The 24787-nt window shown below is 59.9% G+C and carries 20 protein-coding genes; 9 read left to right on the top strand and 11 right to left on the bottom strand.

Features of this window, described 5'->3' with window-relative positions:
* Positions 1-37: 37 nt before the first annotated feature.
* The 4 genes from hppD to KHO30_RS11465 all read right to left on the bottom strand — a co-directional run bounded on the left by hppD (position 38) and on the right by KHO30_RS11465 (position 3898).
* On the bottom strand, positions 38-1114 hold the full coding sequence (hppD, locus tag KHO30_RS11480) for a 4-hydroxyphenylpyruvate dioxygenase (RefSeq protein ID WP_244864014.1): 1077 nt from the start codon (positions 1112-1114) through the stop codon (positions 38-40).
* A gap of 50 nt (positions 1115-1164) precedes the next feature.
* Positions 1165-1578 carry a RidA family protein gene (locus KHO30_RS11475; RefSeq protein WP_200622300.1) on the bottom strand — a complete coding sequence of 138 codons (414 nt, stop codon included), beginning with the start codon at positions 1576-1578 and terminating at the stop codon, positions 1165-1167.
* Between the two features lie 100 nt (positions 1579-1678).
* Positions 1679-2353, bottom strand: coding sequence for a Crp/Fnr family transcriptional regulator (locus KHO30_RS11470; protein ID WP_143131660.1), 675 nt, complete (start codon positions 2351-2353; stop codon positions 1679-1681).
* A gap of 72 nt (positions 2354-2425) precedes the next feature.
* Positions 2426-3898, bottom strand: a complete 1473-nt coding sequence (locus tag KHO30_RS11465; RefSeq protein WP_211701100.1) for an FAD-dependent monooxygenase — start codon at positions 3896-3898, stop codon at positions 2426-2428.
* 278 nt (positions 3899-4176) lie between these two features.
* On the opposite strand from KHO30_RS11465, the gene KHO30_RS11460 reads away from it, so the two are divergent.
* From KHO30_RS11460 to KHO30_RS11445, 4 genes are all read left to right on the top strand, one after another.
* Positions 4177-4806, top strand: a complete 630-nt coding sequence (locus KHO30_RS11460; RefSeq protein WP_093633616.1) for a TetR/AcrR family transcriptional regulator C-terminal domain-containing protein — start codon at positions 4177-4179, stop codon at positions 4804-4806.
* Positions 4807-5159: 353 nt separating this feature from the next.
* Positions 5160-5987: an SDR family oxidoreductase gene (locus tag KHO30_RS11455; RefSeq protein WP_211701099.1), complete on the top strand. Its 828-nt coding sequence runs from the start codon at positions 5160-5162 to the stop codon at positions 5985-5987.
* 274 nt (positions 5988-6261) lie between these two features.
* The gene (locus tag KHO30_RS11450; protein WP_372450110.1) at positions 6262-7311 is read left to right on the top strand and encodes a diguanylate cyclase domain-containing protein; all 1050 of its coding nucleotides are present in this window, start codon (positions 6262-6264) and stop codon (positions 7309-7311) included.
* A gap of 970 nt (positions 7312-8281) precedes the next feature.
* Positions 8282-9841, top strand: a complete 1560-nt coding sequence (locus tag KHO30_RS11445; RefSeq protein WP_211701098.1) for a class I SAM-dependent methyltransferase — start codon at positions 8282-8284, stop codon at positions 9839-9841.
* A gap of 139 nt (positions 9842-9980) precedes the next feature.
* Here KHO30_RS11445 and KHO30_RS11440 read toward each other — a convergent pair whose 3' ends face one another.
* From KHO30_RS11440 to KHO30_RS11415, 6 genes are all read right to left on the bottom strand, one after another.
* A complete protein-coding gene (locus tag KHO30_RS11440) occupies positions 9981-11069 on the bottom strand; it encodes a hypothetical protein (RefSeq protein WP_211701097.1) in 1089 nt (362 codons plus the stop codon).
* Positions 11070-11402: 333 nt separating this feature from the next.
* On the bottom strand, positions 11403-11552 hold the full coding sequence (locus KHO30_RS11435) for a hypothetical protein (protein WP_167378331.1): 150 nt from the start codon (positions 11550-11552) through the stop codon (positions 11403-11405).
* A gap of 278 nt (positions 11553-11830) precedes the next feature.
* A complete protein-coding gene (locus KHO30_RS11430) occupies positions 11831-14944 on the bottom strand; it encodes an efflux RND transporter permease subunit (RefSeq protein ID WP_211701096.1) in 3114 nt (1037 codons plus the stop codon).
* A complete protein-coding gene (locus KHO30_RS11425) occupies positions 14941-16152 on the bottom strand; it encodes an efflux RND transporter periplasmic adaptor subunit (RefSeq protein WP_211701095.1) in 1212 nt (403 codons plus the stop codon). Before KHO30_RS11425 ends, KHO30_RS11430 begins: the two co-directional genes overlap by 4 nt.
* The gene (locus KHO30_RS11420; RefSeq protein WP_211701094.1) at positions 16149-17627 is read right to left on the bottom strand and encodes an efflux transporter outer membrane subunit; all 1479 of its coding nucleotides are present in this window, start codon (positions 17625-17627) and stop codon (positions 16149-16151) included. The genes KHO30_RS11425 and KHO30_RS11420 overlap by 4 nt, the downstream gene beginning before the upstream one ends.
* A 151-nt stretch (positions 17628-17778) precedes the next feature.
* A complete protein-coding gene (locus KHO30_RS11415) occupies positions 17779-18456 on the bottom strand; it encodes a response regulator transcription factor (protein ID WP_211701093.1) in 678 nt (225 codons plus the stop codon).
* A gap of 160 nt (positions 18457-18616) precedes the next feature.
* Here KHO30_RS11415 and KHO30_RS11410 point away from each other — a divergent pair, with 160 nt between their 5' ends.
* The 5 genes from KHO30_RS11410 to KHO30_RS11390 all read left to right on the top strand — a co-directional run bounded on the left by KHO30_RS11410 (position 18617) and on the right by KHO30_RS11390 (position 23081).
* Positions 18617-19300, top strand: coding sequence for a response regulator transcription factor (locus KHO30_RS11410; protein WP_093633662.1), 684 nt, complete (start codon positions 18617-18619; stop codon positions 19298-19300).
* Complete coding sequence (locus KHO30_RS11405; RefSeq protein ID WP_211701092.1) at positions 19287-20642, top strand: sensor histidine kinase; 1356 nt, start codon at positions 19287-19289, stop codon at positions 20640-20642. Before KHO30_RS11410 ends, KHO30_RS11405 begins: the two co-directional genes overlap by 14 nt.
* Positions 20643-21017: 375 nt before the next feature.
* Positions 21018-21743 carry an MlaA family lipoprotein gene (locus tag KHO30_RS11400; protein ID WP_211701091.1) on the top strand — a complete coding sequence of 242 codons (726 nt, stop codon included), beginning with the start codon at positions 21018-21020 and terminating at the stop codon, positions 21741-21743.
* A 106-nt stretch (positions 21744-21849) separates the two neighbouring features.
* The gene (locus KHO30_RS11395) at positions 21850-22191 is read left to right on the top strand and encodes a hypothetical protein (RefSeq protein ID WP_093633631.1); all 342 of its coding nucleotides are present in this window, start codon (positions 21850-21852) and stop codon (positions 22189-22191) included.
* Between the two features lie 14 nt (positions 22192-22205).
* On the top strand, positions 22206-23081 hold the full coding sequence (locus tag KHO30_RS11390) for a lipid A biosynthesis lauroyl acyltransferase (RefSeq protein WP_211701090.1): 876 nt from the start codon (positions 22206-22208) through the stop codon (positions 23079-23081).
* 68 nt (positions 23082-23149) lie between these two features.
* On the opposite strand, the gene KHO30_RS11385 is transcribed toward KHO30_RS11390, so the two are convergent.
* A complete protein-coding gene (locus tag KHO30_RS11385) occupies positions 23150-23911 on the bottom strand; it encodes a cysteine hydrolase family protein (protein WP_211701089.1) in 762 nt (253 codons plus the stop codon).
* Positions 23912-24787: the final 876 nt, after the last annotated feature.

The following is a 24787-nucleotide window of genomic DNA, read 5'->3' as shown; positions in this document are numbered from 1 at the left end:
CCGCAGCAGGGACCGTGGGTTCTCTGCTACGCGGTGGTCAATTAAGTGAGCCGCGTTGTTGCTGATCTTTCTCCTGCGATTCGAACAGGGCCTTGAAATTGCCTTCGCCGAATCCGTCTTCTCCGCGGCGCTCAATTATTTCGAAGAAGACCGGCCCTATCTGACGCTTCGTGAAACGCTGGAGCAGAATCTTCTGCGGACCCTTGCCGTCGACCAGGATGCCGCGTTCAGCCAGGTGCTCGATGTCAAGACCGTGCCCCGGAAGACGCCCATCTATTCCGTCGTAATAGCTCTGCGATGGCGCAGCCATGAACTCGATGCCGGCAGCACTGAGCTTTTGAATCGTGTCTTCGATGTTGGACGTCTGCAGCGCGATGTGTTGAATTCCCTCGCCACCGTAGTCGCGGATGAATTCATCGTTCTGGTTGAGCACGCCGGGTTGGTCATGAGCGGCGGCAGCCACCGGAATCGATACACGACCGCACGGGCTCACCATTGAGCGCGCGCGCATTCCGGACATATGGCCTTTGACTTCGAGATACTGCTTCTCAGCGAACCCAAACGTGTCGCGGTAGAAGTTGGCCCACAAATCAAGATTCTTGGGGTGCACAATATTCGACGTATGGTCGACGGCCAGGATATTGGCGTCACCCTCCTGCGTGTTTCTGGCTTCGACTGGAAGCAAGAAGATTTCGCGGAAGTCGCGGTCGACGAAGTACACGAGACTATCTCCGATACCGAGAATCGTCGGCGTATCGAGGACAAACTCGCCCTCCTGTTCCGCGGATGCGCTAGCAGCACCGCCGGACAACGCCTGCTCGTGCGCTACCTTCGCGTCGTTGACGCGAATCCCAATCGCACGCACCGACGCACCATGCCGGGATTCGAACGCGTTCGGATTCCCGTTAACAATGAACACGGCTGCGCCTTGAGTCATCAGGAGCATGTCGCTCTTCGACTTGCCGCGAAGGCGAAAGCCAAGGTTCTCGAAGAGTTCGACGAGTTCCATCGGCTGGGATGAGACGAACTCGACGAACGCGAATCCGTTAGTTTTCACTCGAGTGGCCATAATACTAAGTAGCAATCCAAAATATATGTCGTAGATCGGGCCCAAGGGAGCACGCTCTCATTCGACAATCAGGCCGCGGCCGGCGAAAGTGGAACTTACTTGCGGGTTGCAGCGACGACCTTGATCTCCACGATAAGCTCAGGGCGAGCCAGCGCGGCAATACCGAGAATGGTCCATGCCGGGAAGTCTGAGCGAATGTATTGCTCCTTGACTTCGCGGAACGTGGAGAGTTGCGAGCCGACATCGACGTGATAGGAAACGAGCTCGACGACATCTGTGAAATCGAGGCCCATATGCTTGAGCACGGCTTCGATACGCTTGAATGCAACGTCGATCTGTTCCTTCGGATCTTCCGGAATCGACCCGTCGGCACGCGAGCCGATTTGGCCAGCGATGAAGAGCAGCCCGTTAGCCGTCACGGCCGGCGAGTACTGGAACAGGTCGAAAATGCGATTGCTTCCGAAGGTTGCGTCATCGTCAGGAAGACGCAGGCGCTCGATTTTGCTCATGGCAGTCCTTCAATCAACTGGTGTAGTACGGGAAAATTGATTCCAACGTGACCACTTTAGGTGACCAGCTAAGCTGCCGTCTGTATAGCGTGATACCAAATCAACCGAGAAGTTTGGACGAGTCGAGCACCCAGATACGACGTTGCCGGAGTTCAATTGCGCCGAGCGTCGTCAAGCGCTTCAGTGCACGGGTGACGGTGACCCGGGTCGCCCCCGTCATGGCGGCGATCTGCTCATGAGTCAGAGGGATCGATATCAGCGTGCCGTCCTCGCGCTTCTCGCCGTACAGCTCGGCCATCCGTCCCAACAACTCCCCGATTCGCATCTCCGGCTTTGGAAGCGCGAGGTATTGGATGCGGGACGCCAGAATCCGCTGTTTGAGCGCAACGATGCGCATCAGTGAGATGGCAAGTTCTGGACAGGACGGAATTGCCCCGGTGATAACCCTGATGTCGAACTCGATCAGTTCCGAGTCTTCGGCTGCGATAGCTGTGGCGATGCGCGGGAAGCCATCCATAGCGGGGCTTTCGCCGAACATCGACCACGGCCCCATCATTTCAAGCATGAACTCGGCGCCGTCACTCTGAAAGATCGAAACCTGGATACGACCGGAAAGCAGAAAGTAAAAGGTGAAACCAAGCTCGCCTTGACGATAAATCATGTTGCCCTTCTCGACCTTTATCTTCCGGCCGAGATGGGCTGCACGAATCCACACGCCCGCCGTGGCGTCATCCATATGCCATGTCTCGGTGGTCGCCGCGGCGCTCTTGCTCAAACCTGACTCCTCTCATGTGGGCGTGTTGACGCGTGTATTGTGGCATGAACATAAGTGCTACTCGATTGCGTGCTAAGCAGCGTCGACGTGACGTTCCTCTGCACTCTGGGCAACATACCCGTCCGGGCGTATCAGTATCGCTTTCAACCCAGAGAACATCGAAGCATGCTCGACGCCCCTCACTTCCTCAAAAATTACCGCGTCTGTCGGAAGCCATTCTGGTATCGCCACTTGCTCGCCAGCGTCAAATGCGAGATGAACCCATTTTCCCGCGCTGAGAAGCGAATACAAATTCGTCCGGTCTTCATCCTTCAACTGAAGTTCAGTATCGCGGATCCGGTTTCCCAGCAGGGACGAACTCGATCCAGCACAACCAGGCAGCGCTTCGGGATAGCGCACACCGAAGCCAGAAACCTGCCGTGCAAAATAAGCGTTGATCTCGGGGTTCTTGAGCATGTCATTGAATACGCCTCGCAAAGCGCGTCCATGAGGTGAGAAGCCGGTGATCAAGTAGCCTTGCGCCATCGTCGTATCGTGAAGATAGGCACCCACCGGCCTGCGTTCCTGCTCATAGGTATCGAGCAGGTATTCGGGTGCCTCTCCTTTAACGACTGCCGCCAGTTTCCAGCCGAGATTCATTGCGTCCTGGATGCCGACGTTCATGCCCTGCCCGCCTGCCGGCAGGTGAATATGCGCTGCATCGCCGGCGAGAAAAATTCGCCCCCGGCGATAGTGAGAAGCGAGCCGGGTCTCGTTGTCGAACCGCGAAAGCCACAGTGGGTCCCGGGCTGAAAAGTCCGTTCCGGCGATCATCCTCGTCACGCTGGTCAGTTCCTCGAACGTCACGGGGTCGTCGCGCGTCACGCCGCGATCCACGGCCTCATTGAGAACGATGCGATAGTGGCGACCGTCACCCAATGGCGCGACCATCACGCTGCCCCGTTCATTGAATTCGGAAAACAGGGGTACGCTGGGCGGCGCATCCAGCACGACGTCCCCCATCAATGCCATCGCTGTCGCCGGATGTCCCACGAAATCGATACCCGCCTCTCGTCTGACAATGCTGCGAGCACCATCGGTTCCTACGACATAGGCGCCGGTCAGCTCGAAAGCACCTTCGGGTCCCGCCCCACGAACGCTGACCGAGCCTGAATCGACTGTCATGCCTTCGACAACAGCGCCTCTGCGGATATCAACGCCTAGTTCCAGCGCCCGCTGCTCGATGATCTCTTCGGTTGCTTTCTGCGGAATAAAGAGCGTGTAGGGAAAGCGGCTGTCGAAAATATTGAAATCAAGCCTTGTGTCGAGAACCGCATAGTGGCCCGCCGTGATCGGCTTGCCAGTCGCAATGAAACGATCCTCGATTCCTCGCAGCGACAACACCTCCAGCGTACGACCGTGGATGGTCAATGCACGTGATTGCTCGACGCGTTTCGTGCGCCTTTCGAGCACGACGACGCTTAGCCCCGCAAGCCGCAATTCGCACGCCAACCACAGACCGACCGGTCCGCCTCCCACCACCACGACTTCGAACGACGTATTCATATCAACGGTATTCCTCAAAGTGAATACGTGAACTTTAATCTAACGGTGTTAGATAGTAAACTGGAACTGTCGTCGGTAGGCGCCGTATGCCGGGTCCTGGGTTCGTGCAATGCGTGCCATTGCTTACTTCACCGAGCCCCCAACTGCTTCTTTGCAACCGCGCGCCTGCGATAACCGTCAGTGGCTACTAACACTGTTAGCTTAGAATGTCGAATCTCCACGCACACTCAATAGCGGCAGCAAGTCTCGATACCCTCAACATTCAAAAAAAGGCCCCCATGGCAATACAGAAAGAACAGGTCATCCAGGTTGCGATGGACCTCCTCGATGAGCTTGGAATCGAGGGTGTAACGATGCGCAAGCTTGCGCAGGCGCTCGATATCAAGGCAGCCTCGCTGTACTGGCACTTTGCGAACAAGCAGGAACTGATGGACGGCATGGCCGACATGCTTATGGAGAACGTCGCGCGTAAGGCGCCGCGTCATCACCAGTGGGAAGAGCGGTTACGCCATATCGCGGTCGAAATCCGCCGCGCGATGTTGAAGCATCGGGACGGCGCGCGCGTGTTCGCCGGCAGTTATGGCGTGGCCGAAAATGTCATGCGGGTCGGCAACGCGATGATGGCCACGCTGGCCGAGGCCGGCGCAAACACCCGGCTGTCCTCATGGGGTTCGTTCAGCGTGCTCTACTACGTGCTCGGATTCGTGATGGAAGAACAGGCGCTTGGCACAGACAACGACATCGACATGGATGCGCGCCGGGCCGCGTTCATGGCGTTAGCGAACACAGGCTATCCCCACGCATACGAGGCGGCCGACGACATCTTCAATCACAACTTCGACCAGCGCTTCGCATTGGGTCTCGACCTGCTGATCCGGGGGTTCAAAAGCAGGATCGCCGAGTCTTGATAGACTAACAACTCCGGATCGTCGATAACGAAGCCGACGTCAGCGCCGAATTCGCGCGCCTGCCAGGTTAGCAGTAAAGCTCCCTGCCCTCCCTACCCGCTGGTCTGACGACTCCCCAGACCACGCGGCGCCATCCTGTTGTTCTCCCCCACTTGCGTGCGCTGCCTGCCGGAACTGTCCGCGCAGGCGTCACCGCCACCGCCATTCGGCATCGAGCCTCACTCTCTTCACAATTTCCCTTGACGACTAACACTGTTAGCCTAGAATACCAACCTACCACTGTTAGATTAACGATGGCAGCGGTATCGGTTAAAACCAGGCTGGTGATCCGGCCTCTTTCGGAACTAATGCATATGAGTAAGAAAGTCTGGTTCATCACAGGTACCTCACGCGGATTCGGCCGCGTCTGGGCCGAGGCCGCTCTCGCACGCGGTGACAGTGTCGCCGCCACAGTGCGGGACATTGCGAACCTCAATGATCTCGTCGAATCGTACGGCGACGCGATTCTTCCACTCGCACTCGACGTCACGGATCGCGGCGCCGTGTTCGCCGCGGTCGAACAGGCGCATCGTCACTTTGGTCGCCTGGACGTGGTGCTGAGCAATGCGGGTTATGGCCTGTTTGGCACTATCGAGGAAACAGATGAAGCGGCGGCACGCGCGCAGTTCGAGACGAATTTCTTCGGTTCGCTGTGGGTCATTCAGGCCGCGTTGCCGTTACTACGTTCACAAGGTGGCGGTCACGTGCTCGCAGTATCCAGTCTTGCCGGCGTGATCACTTTCCCCACGGCAGGCGTCTACGTTGCATCCAAATGGGCGGTCGAAGGTTTGTGCGATGCGCTTGCCAAGGAAGTCGCGGACTTCGGCATCAAGGTAACGCTCATCGAACCCGGCGGCTACGACACCGACTGGCGCGGCACATCCGCTCATCACGCAACGAAGCTGGACGCGTACAGCGGCTTGCGCGAGAAGCTAGCGGCAGCCCATGGCTCACGCGCCCTCGGTAACGCCGAGGCCACAGCCGAGGCGATTCTCGCGGTTGTCGACGCACAGACCCCGCCGTTGCGTCTGTTGCTTGGCGACACTGCCCTCCAGATCGCAGAACATGCCTACGCGGATCGGCTCGCCACGTGGCGGCAATGGGAAAGCGTTTCGAAAGCCGCTCAAGGCAATGCCGGCTAACGCCTGGGCTCAACTGCGCATCGAGTTGAGACGAAACGACGGCATTCTTGAATGGCTCTCAACTACGTTGCTTGGGCCTGATGAAGTTTCGTTCCCACGGCGGGCCTGTAAGGCTTTGCTGAAAATAACGTCAGGAAATCCCGGACCGCACTCGTTCCTACGCCGATGCGCCTGCTTTACTACGTGGTTGCCCGCTGGGCTGAGGGTGCGGCGGCCGGATGATCCACATCCATAAGCCATTCGCAGGTCGGCCATGGAATATTTGTCCCGTAGAATGTCTGCGAACAATTTGCCCTCGGAGAGACCCTTGCAGACACCCTTCAACGACGTTGTACCCGACAACGAAACGCTTCTGGCGATCGTGCGGGCACAGACGGAGATTGCCAAGCTCGGACTGGATCTTGGCGGTGTCATGAGTTTTGTCACCGAGCGTGTCCAGCAACTGACGCAGGCCGATGGCGCGGTGGTCGAGCTTGCTGAAGGCGATGAAATGGTCTACCGCGCGAGTTCGGGCATTGCTTCCTCGCTGCTGGGTTTGCGGCTCAAACGCAGCGGCAGTCTGTCCGGTCTATGCGTGGAAACCGGCGACATCCTGCGATGTGCGGACTCGGAAATCGATCCGCGCGTCGACCGTGAGGCGTGTCGGCGAGTGGGCCTGCGCTCGATGATCGTCACGCCACTCAGGCATGTCGATACGACGGTCGGCGTGCTAAAGGTCGTGGGCGCAGCGGCTAACGCGTTCACCGACGAAAATATTCGCGCGCTCGAACTGATGTCCGAACTGATCGCTGCCGCGATGTTTCACGCAGCGAGGCACGCAACCAGCGAGCTTTATTATCTGGCTACGCGCGATGCGCTGACGGGGTTGCCGAACCGCGCGTTGTTCTACGACCGGCTACGGCAAGCGATTCAGCAAGCTCAACGAGCTTCAGCGACGCTCGGCATTCTCAATCTGGACCTCAACGACCTGAAGCCCATCAACGACCGCTATGGCCATCGCGCGGGCGACGCGGCAATCAGGGAGGCGGCGCTACGCATGAACAAGACAGCGCGGTGCTCGGACACGGTGGCGCGCGTGGGTGGCGACGAGTTCGCCGTCATCCTGCCCGGTATCCACTCCAAGGCAGATGCCGAGAGGCTGGGCATGCGTATGGTCGAGCAGGTTCGTGAGCCGTTCGAGTTCGAGGGGCGCGCGCTCGACCTCGATGTCAGTGTCGGCGCTGCTGTTCTTCCCGACGATGGCGTCGAGATGACAACACTCATTGATCGGGCCGATCAAGCTATGTATGAGGCAAAGCGGATGCGGAAGATGGAGCGCATGTGAGTGCGTGCGGTAAAGATACCGCCACCCGGACCCCTCTACCCTCTCTATCCCGCGTTGCGCCAAACGGTTTCCGCGTGAATGGCCTCGGATCGGCTTGCTCTGCACGGTTCAGCGTGACGGCCCACCTGCGTTCCTTCTGCTCGCGGACCAGGTCGAAGCCACCGAGCACGTCGAACGCGTCGCCCTTGCGTGGAGCGCTATCGCGGATGCCAGTGGCAGACTACCGGGGCCTCAGTGCGCACCCGCCGCTGCCCCACCGCCGCCCTTGCCGGGCTTGGTGAGCTAGACCAGTGGAATGATCACAATGAAAATCATCGACGAGAGCCAGAAGATATCGTTCAACCCTAGCAACCCGCTGCCGACACGACGACGGCCACGCCAAGCAGCGCGAGCAGCGCCTTGCGCTTGCGTGTGTTGGGTGCTGCCACTGGTCAACAGCAACCGGTCGCCATGCCAGGGGCAAGCCTCGCGCCGGCCAGAACGCGGTCCACATGGTGTTTGAGTTCGACATGGAGGGCTTGTTCGTGCGCTGGATCATCTCCGTGCCGTATATGCAACAGCCAATCGGACCACACATCGGATTGGGGCTGGGAGTCGGAACTATTCATGTCGAAGGACGAATCTCGATTGGATAACGAGGTGTGTCGAATGACCAAAGACTCGAACCTCATCCCGGATCAGCCGACCAGCAGTTGTGCGGCATCGCCGTCGGCGCACGAATGTAAGGGACGCTACCTTATGAGAACCTGAAGGACCTGCTGTCGGAGCGGGGAAATGCTTGGGAATGTCTGTCTTCGGACTGAGGATAGACAAAGGGGTCAGCGCTATGAGAGGCTTCGCATCAAGCCGATCCGACGGCAAGGCGATCCGCACGCTGCGACGTTGACCATATCGCCCGGCCTCTGCTGCAAGTGGGTTGCGAAGCCGTCGTTCCAGCACGGCGATCCTTCAAGAAAACGAGAGCTAGAACGTGAGTGAGTGGGAAGCCGGCAGCATTGATGGTATTGCGTACACATACGGCTATTGCGACGAACTGGATCCGCTACGTCTTAGACTTCCGTTGCTACAGTCGGGAATCGCCCCTCCGACCCTGCGTACCGCCTGCGAGCTAGGATTCGGCCACGGCGTCAGCGTGAATATCCACGCAGCCGGGTCAACTACAAGATGGTTCGGTACTGACTTCAACCCGTCTCATGCGAGCTTTGCCCGGCAACTGACACAGTGCGCCGGATCCCAGGCAAGCTTGTTCGCTGAAAGCTTCGCAGAATTCTGTAGGCGAGACGAATTGCCGAAATTTGATTTCATCGGCATGCATGGTATCTGGAGCTGGATTTCCGACGAAAATCGCGCGCTTATTGCCGATTTCATTCGACGCAAACTCAATGACGGCGGCGTCGTGTATATGAGCTATAACACCCAGCCCGGGTGGGCCACGATGTTGCCGGTGCGCGAATTGATGAACTGTCATTTCCAGGTGAGCGCGCGGTTGAATGAACACGGCGGCGTACCCGCCGAAACCCAAGTCCAGACGCACATTGCTGCGGCGTTGGACTTCGTGAAGTCCGTGGTTGCGACGCAGCCCGGCTACGCAGTGGTCAACCCGCAGTTGGCTGAACGTGTCGACGCATTGTTCAAGGAGAACACGCACTACCTCGCGCACGAATATTTCAATCGTGACTGGCAGCCCATGACTTTCTCGCAGGTCACATCATCGCTTGCCGCGAGCGGTTTGACTTATGGCTGCTCTGCTGACTATCGCGATCACGTTGACGAGATCAATCTCAACCCAGCTCAACGCGCCTTGTTGGCGGGCGTTCCAGATACCGCTTTACGTGAGACCGTACGGGACTTTTGCATCAACCGGTCGATGCGGCGAGATTACTGGGTCAAAGGGAGCCAAACACTCGGTGAGGATGCGCAGCAGACGGCGCTGCGCGCGCATCGCGTCATGCTGGCGCTGCCGAGGGCTTCCGTCCTGCTGAAGATACGCGGTGCGCTGGGAGACACAACGCTACCGGAAAGCTCATATGGTCCAATCCTCGATGCGCTTGCCAGCCATCAACCCGCACGCCTCGCCGATATCGAAAACAGCGTCCGCGGGCGCGGCATTACGCTCCCCTTCATCGTCCAGGCCGTAACATTGTTAGTAGGCGCCGGGGTGTTGCTGAATGTGCAAGACGAGGCGCACGTTGACCTCGCTCGTCCGTCAGCGGACAGGCTGAACGCCGCCATTTGCGAGCAGGCGCTCCAGCATGGGGACGTACAATTCCTGGTCAGTCCGGTGTCCGGATCGGGTGTTTTGATTCCCCGTGTGCCGCAGCTCTTCCTGTTGGCGAGGCGACGTCATTTAACGGAACCCGCACAGTGGGCCGAATTCGCCGAAGCTGCTTTACACACGAGCCTCACGCCGGCTCATGCCATGGAAGGTGTTGCCGTTAGCCCGCTGAACACCCGCGACGATCTGATTGCGAAAGCGAATCGCTTTGCTGAAATACACCTACCGATATTGCAGGCACTGGGAATCGCTTGAGGAAGCGATACGGTCGGCAAGCGGATCGCGCTAGCTCCATGACCGCGTCCGCTCCAGCGGACAACCGGGCGTTCGGCCAACGCGATCGCCGCGGAATTGCTTGCGGCGACCACATCATCCGGCAATCAACACACGGCCGTTACTGCTGGTCGTCTGTCGGTACAAAGGCCATGCCGTGCGGACTGGCCAGATTGGTCACCAGAGGAAGGACTGCCCCGCTACGCAAATCAAGTTGGCCTACATAAGCCGGCACCGTCGGCGTGCTACTCGTAGCGGCCACGCCCGTTGATGCGGAGAACGCCGCGTCGCGCTGCCAGACATTGGCACTAATCTTGTACACCACGTTCGCCTTCGTATCGGACACGAGCAGATAGCCCCGTCGCGCAGTGGCGAATACCGTGTCGTCAACCTGCACGTTGCCGAGAAGCGGAAGATATTGCACTCGCGGCTCATCGCCCGACAAGCGCAACAAGACAAGCTGACCATCTCCCTGATCATCGAGCAGCACATCACCCGACGGCGTCAACGTCATCGAATCCGGATCGGTCAGGTTGAGGGTTGCCACCGTGCCAAACGGAATGTTGCTGGCGTCCAGTGTGCCGCGCATTACCGGAGTGACGTCGATCGTGTAGGTGTTTGCATCAAGGTGCACAACGCGGACAATCGCGGGCCCCATATTCTTGCCGCTACTGTTAAGGGTGGGATTGGACGCGCTGAAGTAGGCCTGGCCGTCCTTGAACACGATGTCGTCGTAACCGCCGCCGTGCAGCGTCTTGCCAAAGGAATACGGTTTGGATACCTGGCCGGTTGAGGGATTGATGATGACGAGGTTTGGATTCGCATCCTCATTCTGCATCGCCCAGATCTCTCGCGTGTACGGATTGACCTTCAGGCCATCGTTGTGTCCCGCGACCTGGTAAGTCTTCACGACACTGCCGTCTGACGAGTATTCAACAATCGCGCTCATCGCGCCATTCGAGCCGTCGGGGGCGCCGTTGTTCGCATAGCCGACCCAAACGTGACCATCGAGTACGGCCAGTGAATCCGGTGCGCTCATCAACCCGCCGGAACCCGCTGCGAACACAGTCAGGCTAAAACCCGGAGTGACGATCGGCTTCGCCGAGGTTTGCGCGTCGGCACTCCCGGCCGCGAAACAGAGAGCGGTGAACGCGAGCGCGGTGCGGCTAAAAATGCGGCTTACTGCGTGAACAGATCGAACGCTCGGCATGTTTATCTCCTGAAACATTTATACGGGGTGGAAGGCAGGGATACCGACATTTGCGAGGTAGCCGGTGATTAAACGTAATAGATAAAAACATGCGCGGATGACTGAATGGTGACGGCTCGCAATGCGATGAGAAACCTTATGCCAACCTTAAGAAAGGGACGTCTCTATCAACACTCTCTTTTGGCCTTTTCTTAATTCTCCTTATGAGATCCTTAAGAAGATGGAAATTTCGAAAAAATATACTGCTCAAGCACTTCGAATCGAGGCCGATAGACAGAACGCAGTACACACGTTTTTCTACTGGGAGATTTGGATGTCCATTCAGGCAGTCGGTCAAAGCACCGCACAAGCGCCGGCCTCATCCGCCGCGTCGACATCGGGTTCAGCGTCGAGCGCGCCGGCATCGAGCACGAGCGCTTCGTCGGCTACGGGGTCGAGCACCAGCACGTCCGCTTCGTCAGCGTCGTCGTATACGGTCAACATCAGCAGCGCCGCACGTGCTTTGTTGGCCGAAGCAAGCGAGACGTCAGTTCAGACCGCGCAGGAAGCAGGAAAGGGCGATCAACAGGCGCAACGCCTGCTCGCCAAGGAGGTCGCAAACAAAGTGCATTAACGCCCCCCGGGAGTTCAGCCTGAAGGTAGGGACCGTCACGCCGGATCGGCGGCGGTCCAACAGAATTGAAATGCGTGCCGGGATGGCACGCTGAGCATGGAAGAGCGCGCCAGCAGTCGAGCACTGGCAGTTACGCTGCCGACCGCGCTCAACCTATCGATTCGCGCTCGAACATATCGCCTTTCGCGCGCCGCTCCGCCAGCCAATGCGACAAACGGTCGAACCACAGGTGCACAACCGGCGTCGTGAAGAGCGTCAGCATCTGCGAAACGATCAGGCCGCCGACAATCGCGATGCCCAGCGGGACACGCAGTTCCGCGCCCGCGCCAGACCCAAGCGCAAGCGGCAGTGCGCCGAACAGCGCGGCAAGCGTCGTCATCATAATTGGCCGGAAGCGCAGCACGCATGCCTGACGGATCGCTTCCTGTGGCGATAAGCCATGCTCACGCTCGGCCACGAGCGCGAAGTCGATCATCATGATCGCGTTCTTCTTCACAATACCGATCAGCAGGATGATGCCAATCATCCCCATGATGGAGAGATCCTGGCCGCACAGCATTAGCGCGAGCAATGCGCCCACACCCGCCGAGGGCAGCGTCGAAATAATGGTGAGCGGGTGAATCGCGCTTTCGTACAGGATGCCGAGGATCAGATACACCACGACGAGCGCGGCCGCGATCAGATACGGTTCACTGGCAAGAGAGGCCTGAAACGCCTGCGCTGTGCCCTGAAACGACCCCGTCAAGCTGTCGGGTTTGCCTGCCGCGCTTTCGGCCTGATGAATCGCGGTCACGGCATTGCCGAGCGATTGCCCCGGCGCCAGATTGAACGAGATCGTCACAGCCGGGAACAGCCCCTGGTGATTCACCGAAATCGGCGACACGTTGTTTTCGATTTTCGCCAGCGTGTTGAGTGGCACCAGTTCGTTCGTCAGCGGCGAACGAACATAGAGGTGCGCGAGCGCATCGGTGGTCAACTGGAAGCTCGGATCGACTTCCTCGACGACGTGGTACTGATTCAGCTGCGTGAACAGCGTGGCAATCTGCCGTTGGCCGAATGCGTCGTACAGCGTGTCGTCGATGGCTTGCGCGGTAATGCCGAAGCGCGAGGCGGTACTGCGGTCGATCACGAGCGTCGCGCTGGTCGCGGCAGCTTGCTGATCCGAAGTGACGTCTGCGAGTTGCGGCAGCTTCGACAGCTTGTCGGTCAGCACGCCAGCCCAATGATTGAGTTCACTGATATCGGGGTCCTGCAGCGTGTACTGATACTGCGCGGCGCTGATACGGCCACCTACCTGAATATCCTGGCGGACCTGCATCGACAATGAAATGCCCATCACCTTCGCTAACTGCGGCTTCAGACGATTGAGCACCTGCGCGGCGCTGTCCTTGCGTTGGCCAAACGCCTTCAGGTTGATCATCACGCGGCCCTGGCTCACGGTCGGATTCGCGCCCATCCAGTAGTAGACGTTGTCGACGGCGGGATCGGCTTCGATGATATTGCCCAGTTGCTGCATTTTCAGAGACATAGCGCGCGGGGAGATGTCTGGCGCGGCCTGCGCGACACCCATGATCAACCCGGAGTCTTCCTGCGGGAAGAAGCCCTTCGGGATCACGACAAACAGCGCGATAGTCGCGGCGATGGTCGCGATCGTCACGCCAAGCATCAGTTTCGGCCAATTCAACACCCAGTCGAGACCTCGCTCGTAACGCCGCTCCACCGCGACAAAGCCTCTTTCGAGCCGGGCTTCAAGCTTGCGCATCCACCCCGTGTCATCCGGCTCAGGCAAACGGATCAGCCAGCCGCATAGCATCGGCGTGACGGTCAACGAGACCAGCGCCGACATCAGGATCGCCGCGCTCACTGTCACCGCGAATTCGCGGAACAGGCGTCCGACAATGCCGCCCATCAACAGGATCGGAATGAACACCGCGATCAGCGAGATCGTCATCGAGATAATGGTAAAACGCACTTCCATCACGCCGAGCAGCGCGGCTTTCATGCGCGGCACGCCTTCCTCGACATGCCGCATCACGTTCTCGATCACGACGATCGCATCGTCCACCACGAAGCCCACCGCGATGGTCAACCCCATCAGCGACAGATTGTCTAGGCTATAGCCGAGCAGATACATCACGCCGAACGTAGCGACCAGCGACAAAGGAATCGTCAGGCTCGGGATAATCGTCGCCCACACGTTGCGCAGAAACGAGAAGATGACCATCACGACGAGTGCGACCGTCAGCATCAGCGTGAACTGCACGTCGTGCACCGACGCATTGATGGTTTGCGTGCGATCGCCCACTACATTCAAATGCGCGGCGGCGGGCAGCGTCGCTTCGAGTGCTGGCAGCTTTGCCTTGATGTTGGCGATCGTCTGCACGACGTTGTAGCCAGGCTGCTTGTGAATATCGAGGATGATCGCGCGTTCGTGCTGAAGCCATGCGGCCTGCTGGTTGTCTTCGGCGGCGTTCAGAACGGTGCCGAGATCGGATAGGCGAATCGGCGCGCCGTTCTTGTACGCGACCACCAGATCGCGATACGCCGAGGCGGTCGTGATCTGGTCGGTGGCATTGAAAATCACCGAGCGATCCGGCCCGTTCAGGCTGCCCTTGGGTGCATTCACCGTCTGCAAGCCGACGATCGAGCGCACGTCTTCCAGCGTGAGGCCGCGTGCGGTGAGCTTGTCGGGATCGAGCTGAATACGCACGGCGGGCCGCTGCTCGCCGTGGAAATCGACGAGACCCACGCCTGGCAACTGCGAGATCTGCTGCGCCAGATAGTCCTCTGCGTAGCTGTCGAGTTGCGTAAGCGTGAGCGATGGCGACGTTAGCGCGAGTGACAGCAAGGTGAAGTCCGCCGGGTTGACCTTTTCATAGGTCGGCGGATTCGGCAGATTCTTCGGTAGGGTGCCGCCCGCCGCATTGATCGCCGTCTGCACATCCTGCGCCGCGCCGTTGATGTCGCGCGACAGATCGAACTGCACGGCGATGTTGGTGGTACCCAGCGAGCTTGACGACGTCATCTGCGTGATACCCGCGATCAGCGAGAGTTGTCGTTCGAGCGGCGTCGCTACCGAAGTCGCCATGGTCTCGGCGCTCGCACCTGGCAACTTCGCCACGACCTGGATGGTCGGGAAATCGACTTGTGGCAAGGGCGCGACCGGCAGCATGAAGTACGCCACCGCACCCGCCAGCAGCACCGCGATGGCAAGAAAACTGGTCGCAATGCGCCGTTCGATGAACCGTCCCATCAGGCTCATGACGGATTGTCCTGGTTAGCCTGACTGGCCGCCGAGTCTGCGTTGACCGGTGCCTGGGCCACCGCCGGCACCGTGGTGGCCGCCACACGCACACCTGGGTTCAAACGGCTTTGTCCATCGAATACAACGAGATCCGCGGGCGCGACACCGCTGTGAATTTCCGTCATTCCGTCGACCGTCACGCCGATTTTCACCGGACGCATCTGCGCCGTGCCATTCCCGTTGATCACGTATAACTGCGTACCATTCTGCGTGTTCACCACCGCTCGGCTCGGCACGGCAACCCGCTGCGTATCGGTGCGCAACAGCACGCGCGCATTCACCAGTTCGCCCGGCCATAGCTTGCGATCCTTGTTGGTGAAGGAGGCCTTGAGTTTGATCTGACCAGTGGTGGGGTCGACCGTGCTGTCGATGAACACGAGCGTACCGTCGGCAAGCGCGGTGCTGCCGGAACGCGTGGTGACGTTCACCGCCAACGGTGCGCCCGCCTGATTGGCGAGCAAGTCGGGGAGCACGTCCTGCGGCACGGAGAACAGCACGGTAATCGGCTCCATTTGCGTGACGGTGACGATACCTGTCGTGTCGGTGGGATGCACGATCGCGCCGATGTCGGCCTCGCGTGCGCCGACGCGGCCGGTGAAAGGCGCGAATAGCGTGGTGAAGCTTAGTTGCAGGCGATCGCTCTGCACCAGTGCTGCGTCTGCCGCTACAGTAGCGGCGAGCGCTTCGACTTGCGCCCTCGCGGTGTCCACGGCCTGGGTGGTCGCCGCGCCAATGCCGACGAGCTTCGAGTAACGGGCGAGATCGAGCTTCGCGTTATCGAGCGAGGCCTGGTCCTTGCGTTGCGCCGCTTCCGCTTGATGCAATTGCGCAGTGAGCGGACCCTGGTCGAGTTGGGCGAGCAACTGCCCTGCCTTCACGTCCTGCCCTTCAGTGAAGGCCACGCGCTGCAACTGGCCATCCACACGCACTTTGACGTCCACGGTATTGAGCGCGAGGACCGTACCCACCGCAGCCACGCGAATCGGAAAATCCCGGTTCACCGGATGACCGGCGTTGACCGGCACCGCAGCTGCGGGCTTCACGGCCGGATGCCTCGGCCATAACCACGCGACAAGAATCACCACAAGGACAGCGAACGCCACCACGAGCGGCGCGCGACGGCGCGCGCGAGGCGCCTCGTAATTCGGACTATCAGCAGGATTCATGAGCGGGAAGGCGTAGAAGTGGAAGCGGTGCTGCTATCGGTCACGCCGAAGCCGCCGCCGAACGCGCGAAACAGGCTCACCGAAGCTTGCAGGCGCGCGAGCCGCGCCTGCACCAGCGTGTCTTCGGCTTGATAGAGCGTGCGTTGGGCGTCGAGTACGGTCAGAAAATCGACGGTACCCAGCTCGTATTGGGCTTGCGCGAGCGTGGCGGCTTTGCGGGCAGCGTCGGCGGCGGTCTGGTCGGCGGCCTCCGCGAGCTGCTGCTGTTGCGCCGCCGAGAGCGAGTCTTCGACGTCCTGCAGCGCAGTAATCACGGCCTGCCGGTAATCGGCGACGCCCTTGGCTTCGGCGGCCTGGCTTGCGTGCAACTGGCCGCGCAACGCGCCGCCGTCGAACAGCGGCGCGGCCAGTGACGTGGCGAGGCTCGCAAACGGACTCGACAGGAAATGCGAAAGGGACTTGCTGCTGAGCCCACCGTCGGCGGTCAGCACGATGTTCGGCAGAAAGGCCGCGCGCGCCGCGCCGACGCTCTCATTGGCCGACTGCAACTGTGCTTCTTTCGAGCGGATGTCGGGGCGTGTTTCCAGCAGGCCGGCCGGCAGATTCGGACGCGGCTGGGGAATGGCGATACCGGCGAGCGCGGTGTCGTTGACCGTGAACTGCTCAGGCGCGGTGCCCACCAGCACGGCGAGCGCATGCATGTTGGTGTCCAGTTGCTGTTGCAGCGCCGGCACCGCCGCCTGGAAGGTGGCGAGCGCATTGCGCTGCTGCTGCACCTGCAGCTCGGTCGCGACGCCCGCCTCCTGTTGCGCGAGCAACAATTGCAGAATGTGCGCGGCATCGTCCGAGATGGACCGTGCGATCGCCAGACGGCGGCGCAGGCCCTGCACCTGGAAATACGTGTCCGCCACCGACGCGGTCAGCGTCAACGCCACCGTATCGCGATCGAATTCGGACGCGCGCGCAAGCAGGTCGGCCGCGCTGGCGTTGGCGGCGTTGAAGCCCCAGAAATCTACCTCGTAACTTGCTTCGGCGAACAGGCTTTGGGTTTTGGTGGTCGAGCCACGGCCTTGGTGAGCGCGGTCGAAAGTGGCGCCGAGCGTCAGCGACGGATACTGCGGCGCCCCGGCCTTTTCGGCGTTGCCGCGCGCCTGCTCTACGCTCGCGATGGCAGACACCAGCGTGAAGTTGTTTTGCAGACTGCGATCGACCAGCGCATCGAGCGCGGGGTCGTGATATTCGCGCCACCAGCCGCTCTTTACAGGAACGGTATCGGCGAGCGAAGCATTCGCCGCGCCGTCGAAGCGCTGCGCGAGCGGCGCAACCGGCCGCTGATAGGCCGGCACGAGCGAGCACCCGGCCAGAACCGCGACGCTGAGTGCGCAAGCGGCACATGCAGCAGCACGCAGGGCCCGATGAGGCGCACGAGGACTGACGACGCGCGAAAAAGGCGCAGGACGGGACAGCCCTGACATTGGAGAACACTCCGGCAACATGGGAATGTCGCCAGAGTAGTCAGCGGGTCCTGTCGGCGCTTTCGCCCAATAATGAAAAAAATTTAATGCGCCGCAACACGCCGTCGGAGCGCGTATCCACGAGGCCGTCCAGGTCGCCGCAAAGCACCTGCTAAGGTGCCGGGTTCAGCACATAACCCGCACCCACCACGGTATGAATCAGCGCCACCGGAAAATCGCGATCCACCTTCGCCCGCAAGCGATGCATGTGCATATCGATGATATTGCCACGCGGTTCGAAATCGTAATTCCACGCCGCCTCGAGCAGCATGCTGCGCGTGACGACCTGCCCTTCGCGTCGCGCCAGACATTCGAGCAACAGGAATTCGCGGTGCTGCAGGCGTAGATCGCGGCCGCCGCGCGTCGCGGTTCGCGCCCGCGTGTCGAGCATCAGATCCGCGCATTCGAGCCTCTCGCTCATCCTGCTGCGATCCGCGCGCCGTGCGAGCGCCTCGATTCTCGCCAGCACTTCGACGAAGGCATACGGCTTCACAAGATAGTCGTCGCAACCGGCGCGGATGCCCTCCACGCGCTCGTTCAACCCGCCGACCGCGGACAGCATCAGCACCGGCGTGGTATCGCCGCCTGCGCGCAATTGCTGCACGAGAGCGATGCCATCGAGCGCCGGCAAAAGCCGATCAGTCACAATCACGTCGTAGATGCCCTCGCGCGCGTACGCGAGCCCGGTCGCACCGTCGGCCACCGCGTCGACAATGAGACCGCTCTCGCTCAACCCGCGCGTCAGGAAATGGCTGGCGCGCGTATCGTCTTCGATCAGAAGGACTCGCATGCGCTAATCAGACAATGAGGACTTACATTAAAAATTTTTCATGTTGGCGCGAAACGCCTGTGCGGCTTCACGCGGCATACTGCGAACATCGCAGGTACGAGCGTAGTGTAAACGGCGCGGTTCGCGTGCGTTCGACACGCGCGCACTTCTGGAAAAAGGCATGTCGAATGTATTGGTCGTCGAGGACGACGAGCAAACCCTCGCGGAGATCGTTGAAGCGCTCACCGATCACGGCTGCAAGGTGCAGGCCGCGAGCACGGGCCGTGACGGTTTGATGCTCGCGGTCGCCAACAGTTATGACGCCATCGTGCTCGATCGCATGTTGCCGGGTGGCCTCGAAGGGCTCGGCATGCTGGCGGCGTTGCGCAGCGCCGGCGTGGTCACGCCGGTATTGATTCTGAGCGCCCTGTCCGCGGTCGACGAACGCGTGCGCGGCTTGCGCGCCGGCGGCGACGACTATCTGACCAAGCCGTTCGAATTCATCGAGCTGACCGCACGGCTCGACGCGCTGATGCGCCGGCGCGAAGCGGCGCCCGGTGTGCAGGAATATCAGGTCGGTCCATTGCGTCTCGACCCGCTAAAGCGCGAAGTGAGCTGCGCCGGCCGTCCGGTGTCGCTCTTGCCGCGCGAATACCGGCTGCTCGAATACCTGATGCAGCATGAGGGCCAGGTGGTGAGCCGCACCATGCTGTTCGAGGCGGTGTGGGATTACCGGCTCGACGAGCGGACCAATGTGATCGACGTGCATATCAGTCGCCTGAGAAAGAAGCTCGACCCGGACGGGACGGCTCCGATGATCGATACCGTGCGCGGTTCGGGGTACATGCTCCATGCGCCTGACTGACCTGCATCGCACCACCGGCTTTCGCCTCGCCACGCTGTTCCTGATGCTGTTCGGCGTGATCGCGATACTGTTGTTCGGTTACCTGTACCGCGAGATCACCGGCTTCGAACAGGAACGCATCGACGACTGGCTGATGCGCGAGCACGCACAGTTGACACGCGAAGAGCCGGACGAACTGGTGGCGCGATTCGAACATCAAAACCAGTTCGATCCGCGCCACCAGCGCCCGTTCGGTCTGTTCGACGCTGCCGGAAAACATCTTGCCGGCGGCTACGCGGGAGATCAACCGGCTATCCCCGTGTTCGACCAACCGTTTTCCATGCGGCTCGCGAAGCTGCCCGGCCACCCGCCCGGCCGATGCATTGCCGCGCGCGTGCCGGATAGCCGCATCGCGTTGCAATGCCAGAACACCCGCGAACTCGACCACTTCGACGAGGAACTGCTGCACGCGCTGCTTTCCACCGCCATGATCACGCTCGTGATCGGCCTGGTCGGCGCGAGTCTGATCGGCATTTCGGCGATGCGGCGGCTCGACGCGGTGACCGCCTCGATCGAAGAAATCGTCGCCGGCAATCTCAGCAGGCGTTTGCCGATGCATTCGAAACGGGACGACGTGGATCGGTTGGTAGGCGTCGTGAACGGCATGCTCGACGAAATCGAACGGCTCATGAACGAAGTCAAGGGTGTGTGCGATGCGATCGCGCACGATCTGCGCACGCCGCTCACCCGGATGCTCGGCGGACTCGAACGTGCGCAGCGGCGCGCCAAAACCGAAGCGGAGTATCGCGCGGCGATCGATGAAACCATCATCGAGACCAGCGGGCTGCTGCGCACCTTCAACGCGCTGCTGCGCATTTCGGAAATCGAAAGCGGCGTGCGCCGTGCGGGTTTCGCAACGGTCGATCTGGCCGCTGTCGCCGACGACGTCTTCGAATTCTACGATCCGACTGCCGAAGACAAGCAAATCGCCTTCGAATTGCAGCGAACGGTATCGGGGCCGCTTGAGATCCAGGGCGATCCGAACCTGTTATTCGAGGCATTGGCGAACCTGGTGGAAAACGCCATCAAGTTCGCACCGCGCGGCGGCCATGTGCGGATCACAGTGTTCCGCAACAAGACCGGCGCAGGCATCACCGTTTCCGACGACGGGCCAGGTATCGCGCCCGCCGAACAGCAAGCGGTGCTACGGCGCTTTTATCGCGGTGAAGCGAGCCGTCACACGCCCGGCAGCGGGCTCGGCCTGAGCCTTGTGCTGGCGGTGGCGGGCATGCACGGCATGTCGATCCGTTTCAAGGACACGACACCCGGATGTGAAATCCTGTTGTACAAACCGACCGAGTAGTGAAAAGGCTTATCCATTTCCAGCGATCATCGATATCGCAATCTTCGTTGCGACGATTGCTTGTTGCTGACATTGCTATCTGTTTGTATCAAAAGATCGTTTTGACCTGATCGGTCATCACGCCAGGACTCCATGGCCAGCCGCATCGTGCAGCTGGGCGACCTACCGGACATTTGCCGTCCGAATCGCGCCGTCTGCTTCAATCAGAACGATTCATGCTGTGTTGGCGGTAAGGGACTGCAATGTAATCGCCAGGCGGCCAGTAAGTGGCCGGTAAGTGTTCCGGTCACACCATGCCATCGACTGACCTTCGCCACGGCCGCAGCGCCGTATGGCTAGTACCTCTTTTGTCATTTTTGTACCGGGAGTCCCCCGATGAAAAGGCGCGATCTGAATACTCTGGCGCTCGCCACCACGGTGCTTCTTTCATCGGGATGCGCAACGGGGCCCGGGCGCACCGCAGGCGACCCGCTTGAACCGATGAACCGGACCATCTACTCGTTCAACGACAAGGTCGACAGATACGCGGTCAAACCAGTAGCAACCGCCTATCAGAAGGTGACGCCGACGCCAGTACAGACGGCAGTCCGGAATTTCTTTTCCAATCTCGGCGATATCGGCAACTTTGCCAATGACCTGCTGCAACTGAAAGCGACAGACGCGAGCGAGGATGTAGTGCGCTTTGCGTTCAACTCCACCTTGGGGATTGGTGGCCTGATCGACTGGGCGACGCCTGCGGGTTTGCCCAAGCACCATCAGGACTTCGGCCTGACGCTTGCGCACTATGGCGTACCGATTGGGCCATACCTGGTGATGCCGTTGTTCGGCCCGAGCAGCGTGCGGGATGTCAGCGACGTCGCGGTAAGCGTTCTGCTCAACCCGTTCGTGGCCGCGCCAGTCGCCGTTCAGGCGTCGGTGACCGGCACTCGTATTGTCAGCAAACGCGCCGATCTTCTAAGCGCCTCGGACCTGCTTTCACAGGCCGCGATCGATCCCTATTCGTTCACTCGCGACCTCTACCTGCAGAGGCGCCACATGCTCTCGACGAGATCCGCCGACGCCGACAAGTTACCGGACTACCCAGATCCCTCACCTCAATAGCTGCATGGCCGACGCATGACAGTTTGCGCAGCTCACCGTTAAGTGTCTGGTAAGCCATGCGCGTCCATCATGAAGGCCGAGTTCATCTGACTGTGGGAGCGTGTCCATGAAAGCCGGTACTGCGACCGCAGTGCGCGCCAACCTCGTGCTCTTTTCGATTTCGACAGCTATCGCGATCGTTCCGTGCGTCAGTTTCGCATCGCTGCTCGGCCTGCTCGACGACGGCACGCCTACATTGCCTTACCAGGGCAGCATTTTTCTGCTCGGTGCCGTGATCATGCTGGCGCTGCGCTGGCGTGCGCGGCAAGCGTTCGACGCAGCGAGGCTCGCGCATAAGGTTCAACTGATCGGGAAGCACGATCTTGTGGCATCGATTGCCGATGACTGCCCCTTTGCGTGGCTGGTCCAGTTGCACCTCGAACTGCGTGGTCATCAATGTATCCATTGACAACAGGTGTAAGCATGAAAAGTCTCGGTTATTGGTTGCTGCTCGGTTTGCTGCGGTTACTGTCGGTTCTGCCGTACGCGCTAGTTGCAAGAGCAGGCAATGCGCTTGGCGCCGCGCTGTACAAGCTGCCGAGCCACCGCAGGCACGTGGTGCTCGTCAATCTGCGCCTGTGCTTTCCGCTGAAGACCGAGCGCGAGCGCGAAGAACTCGCGCTCGCCCATTTACAGCATGTTGTGCGCAGCTATCTGGAGCGCGGCTTTCAATGGTTCGGCAGTTTGCGCACGATCGAGCGACTGGTCGAGATGGACAGTCACATCGATCTGCACGATCCGCACGCACCGCCCACAATATTCATGGGCTTTCACTTCGTCGGAATCGAAGTAGGTTGCATGCTGTATTCGTCGCGCCTGCCGGTCGCCGCGCTATACACGCGCATGTCGAACACGCGTGTCTGCGAACTCGCACGGCGTCAACGGGGACGGTTCGGAGCAGCTATGATTGAGCGCAGCGCAAGTGCGAAACAAGTTGTCCGGCTGCTGCGCTCAGGCGTTCCCGTGATGCTGGCGGCGGACATGGACCACGGAACAACGGGTTCGGTGTTCGCGCCGCTCTTCGGTGTGCCGGCCTGCACGCTCACTTCCGTGTCACGCCTCGCCAAATTGGGCGGTGCACGCGTGGTGCCCTTTGTGACTGAGGTATTGCCCGCATTTCGCGGCTATAAGCTGACGATCTTCGATCCGCTCGAAAACTTTCCCACAGACAGCGAAGCGCTTGACGCATGCACAATGAACGCGTTTCTTGAAACGCAAATCCTGCGCTTTCCCGACCAGTACTACTGGGTCCACAGGCGCTTCAAACACCGCCCGGCAGGTATGCCCGCAGTCTACTGACATTTTGCTTGCGACAGCGGCGGTGAACGACCAGAAACACGCCGCGCCACCCACGAATGCGCCAGTTATTAGCGTCGGTGTGAGCGATTCCAGTTATCAGCTACATGCGCCCCTTTTTCGGTCAACGTCCTGACGAGGTCATCCGCAGTGGGCACAATCTTGCCGAAGTAAAGCCCGAAGTTAGACAGCGCGGCATCATGCATGACCGGATCGCAATCGGCGCACGCGTCTGAAACCAGCGCGCAGCCGAAACCCCGGTCGGCAGCATCCCGTGCTGTCGTCTCGACACAGCAACTCGTCACCACGCCAGTGAATACCAGATTTTTGATCCCCATACGATCCAGGACGTTCTGTATTTCACTACCGTTAAACGCACCTTGCGTGGTCTTGCGAATCACAGTCTCTCCATCCAGAGGGGCGACCTCCTCGCGGAACGCATAGTCCGGATTTCCCGTCCACCATAAGTTCTCGACGCCGCTGGCCCTTTCCAGCATGCCCGGCCATTCGCGAAACCGTATCGGGCAATCGCGCATATCTCGATACGCCGACCCAATTGCAAGGTGAATGACCGGTCTTCCCATTCGACGAAAGGCATCGAGCAACGTGCGAATTGCAGGAATGGTCGTGCGCTCGAGCCTGTCGAGGTAGTAATGCATCGAACCGGGCTCTATCGCTTCGCATGCCTTGACCCAGCCACGGTTGGGCGCAGCGTCGCTGTACTGAACATCGACCACGACTAGAGCCGTGGCGGTGCAATCCGTGAAGTCGATGTCTGGAATCGTCGATGACAGGCTCTCAAACGCCTCCTGCGCAGGAATTGGCTCATGCATGCCGGGGTCCTCGATTCAGGTTGAACGTATCGCCCCGTCACGACGGCGGTACGTATTCACGTCGTCCATGCGGGACACTTGATCGTGGCTGCCATTGTGCATATATCGGTTAACACGGGCATGCGTCAAAGCGACGGCCAAATATGTTGCAGCGACACCTGTATCCGTCAGCCTTGGTGATCGATGCAACCAACTGAATTCCGCATGTTTGCCCCTGCGAGACATGCCGGAACAAAAAACCCTCGAAGCATTGCTGCATCGAGGGTTCAAGGAATTTCCGGGAATCGGACGGAATACAACTTGGTGCGGGGACCGGACTCGAATACTACCGCACCATCCCTCACCAACAAGCATCTACGGTTCTACGCAGAAAAATATACCACCAGAAATACCACCAGACACGACACGTTACCGTCCTGCGGTCCCGCGGCCGACGGCCTTTGCCAGCGATCCAATTTTCAGCGCAATACCCACTCGATTGACAACCACCTGCCGCAAAACCAACGCTGAGCCTCGCTCGGGTCCCGTTGCGGCCGCCGATACCGGCATTTCTTCCTGGCACTCGACGACTTTAGATAGGCGCATTGGAAAACCAACGCCGCCAAACAAATCGTGAGAGGCACGCATCAAAAAAAACCTCGGAGGTTGATACCGTCATCGATACCGTCGGGTCCGCTTTTTTCAATGCGATCAACCCTGAACCAACGTTCGAGCTTCCCTGACCCCAACAACGACTATTAAGGTGCAACCGCCACTCGCCTGCCCATGGGCATGGGCATGGGCATGGGCAGGCGTTGAATAGACCTCAAGACTGCGGGACGTTGTACTAGCGTACGAAAAAGCCCGAATCTTGACGGGGCCCCGAACAGTCCTGAC

The sequence above is a fragment of the Paraburkholderia aspalathi genome (assembly GCF_905220735.1).
GTDB classification, from domain to species: domain Bacteria; phylum Pseudomonadota; class Gammaproteobacteria; order Burkholderiales; family Burkholderiaceae; genus Paraburkholderia; species Paraburkholderia aspalathi.
The sequence above is the reverse complement of the archived record's forward strand: the minus strand, read 5'-3'. Positions and strand labels throughout refer to the sequence as shown.

Coding starts and splice junctions, on each gene's coding strand:
- KHO30_RS11475 (WP_200622300.1), bottom strand. CDS start 1,578: ATGAGCAAAATCGAGCGCCTGCGTCTTCCTGACGATGACGCAACCTTC.
- KHO30_RS11465 (WP_211701100.1), bottom strand. CDS start 3,898: ATGAATACGTCGTTCGAAGTCGTGGTGGTGGGAGGCGGACCGGTCGGT.
- KHO30_RS11460 (WP_093633616.1), top strand. CDS start 4,177: ATGGCAATACAGAAAGAACAGGTCATCCAGGTTGCGATGGACCTCCTC.
- KHO30_RS11455 (WP_211701099.1), top strand. CDS start 5,160: ATGAGTAAGAAAGTCTGGTTCATCACAGGTACCTCACGCGGATTCGGC.
- KHO30_RS11450 (WP_372450110.1), top strand. CDS start 6,262: ATGTCTGCGAACAATTTGCCCTCGGAGAGACCCTTGCAGACACCCTTC.
- KHO30_RS11440 (WP_211701097.1), bottom strand. CDS start 11,069: ATGCCGAGCGTTCGATCTGTTCACGCAGTAAGCCGCATTTTTAGCCGC.
- KHO30_RS11435 (WP_167378331.1), bottom strand. CDS start 11,552: ATGTTGACCGTATACGACGACGCTGACGAAGCGGACGTGCTGGTGCTC.
- KHO30_RS11430 (WP_211701096.1), bottom strand. CDS start 14,944: ATGAGCCTGATGGGACGGTTCATCGAACGGCGCATTGCGACCAGTTTT.
- KHO30_RS11425 (WP_211701095.1), bottom strand. CDS start 16,152: ATGAATCCTGCTGATAGTCCGAATTACGAGGCGCCTCGCGCGCGCCGT.
- KHO30_RS11420 (WP_211701094.1), bottom strand. CDS start 17,627: ATGTCAGGGCTGTCCCGTCCTGCGCCTTTTTCGCGCGTCGTCAGTCCT.
- KHO30_RS11415 (WP_211701093.1), bottom strand. CDS start 18,456: ATGCGAGTCCTTCTGATCGAAGACGATACGCGCGCCAGCCATTTCCTG.
- KHO30_RS11410 (WP_093633662.1), top strand. CDS start 18,617: ATGTCGAATGTATTGGTCGTCGAGGACGACGAGCAAACCCTCGCGGAG.
- KHO30_RS11405 (WP_211701092.1), top strand. CDS start 19,287: ATGCGCCTGACTGACCTGCATCGCACCACCGGCTTTCGCCTCGCCACG.
- KHO30_RS11400 (WP_211701091.1), top strand. CDS start 21,018: ATGAAAAGGCGCGATCTGAATACTCTGGCGCTCGCCACCACGGTGCTT.
- KHO30_RS11395 (WP_093633631.1), top strand. CDS start 21,850: ATGAAAGCCGGTACTGCGACCGCAGTGCGCGCCAACCTCGTGCTCTTT.
- KHO30_RS11390 (WP_211701090.1), top strand. CDS start 22,206: ATGAAAAGTCTCGGTTATTGGTTGCTGCTCGGTTTGCTGCGGTTACTG.
- KHO30_RS11385 (WP_211701089.1), bottom strand. CDS start 23,911: ATGCATGAGCCAATTCCTGCGCAGGAGGCGTTTGAGAGCCTGTCATCG.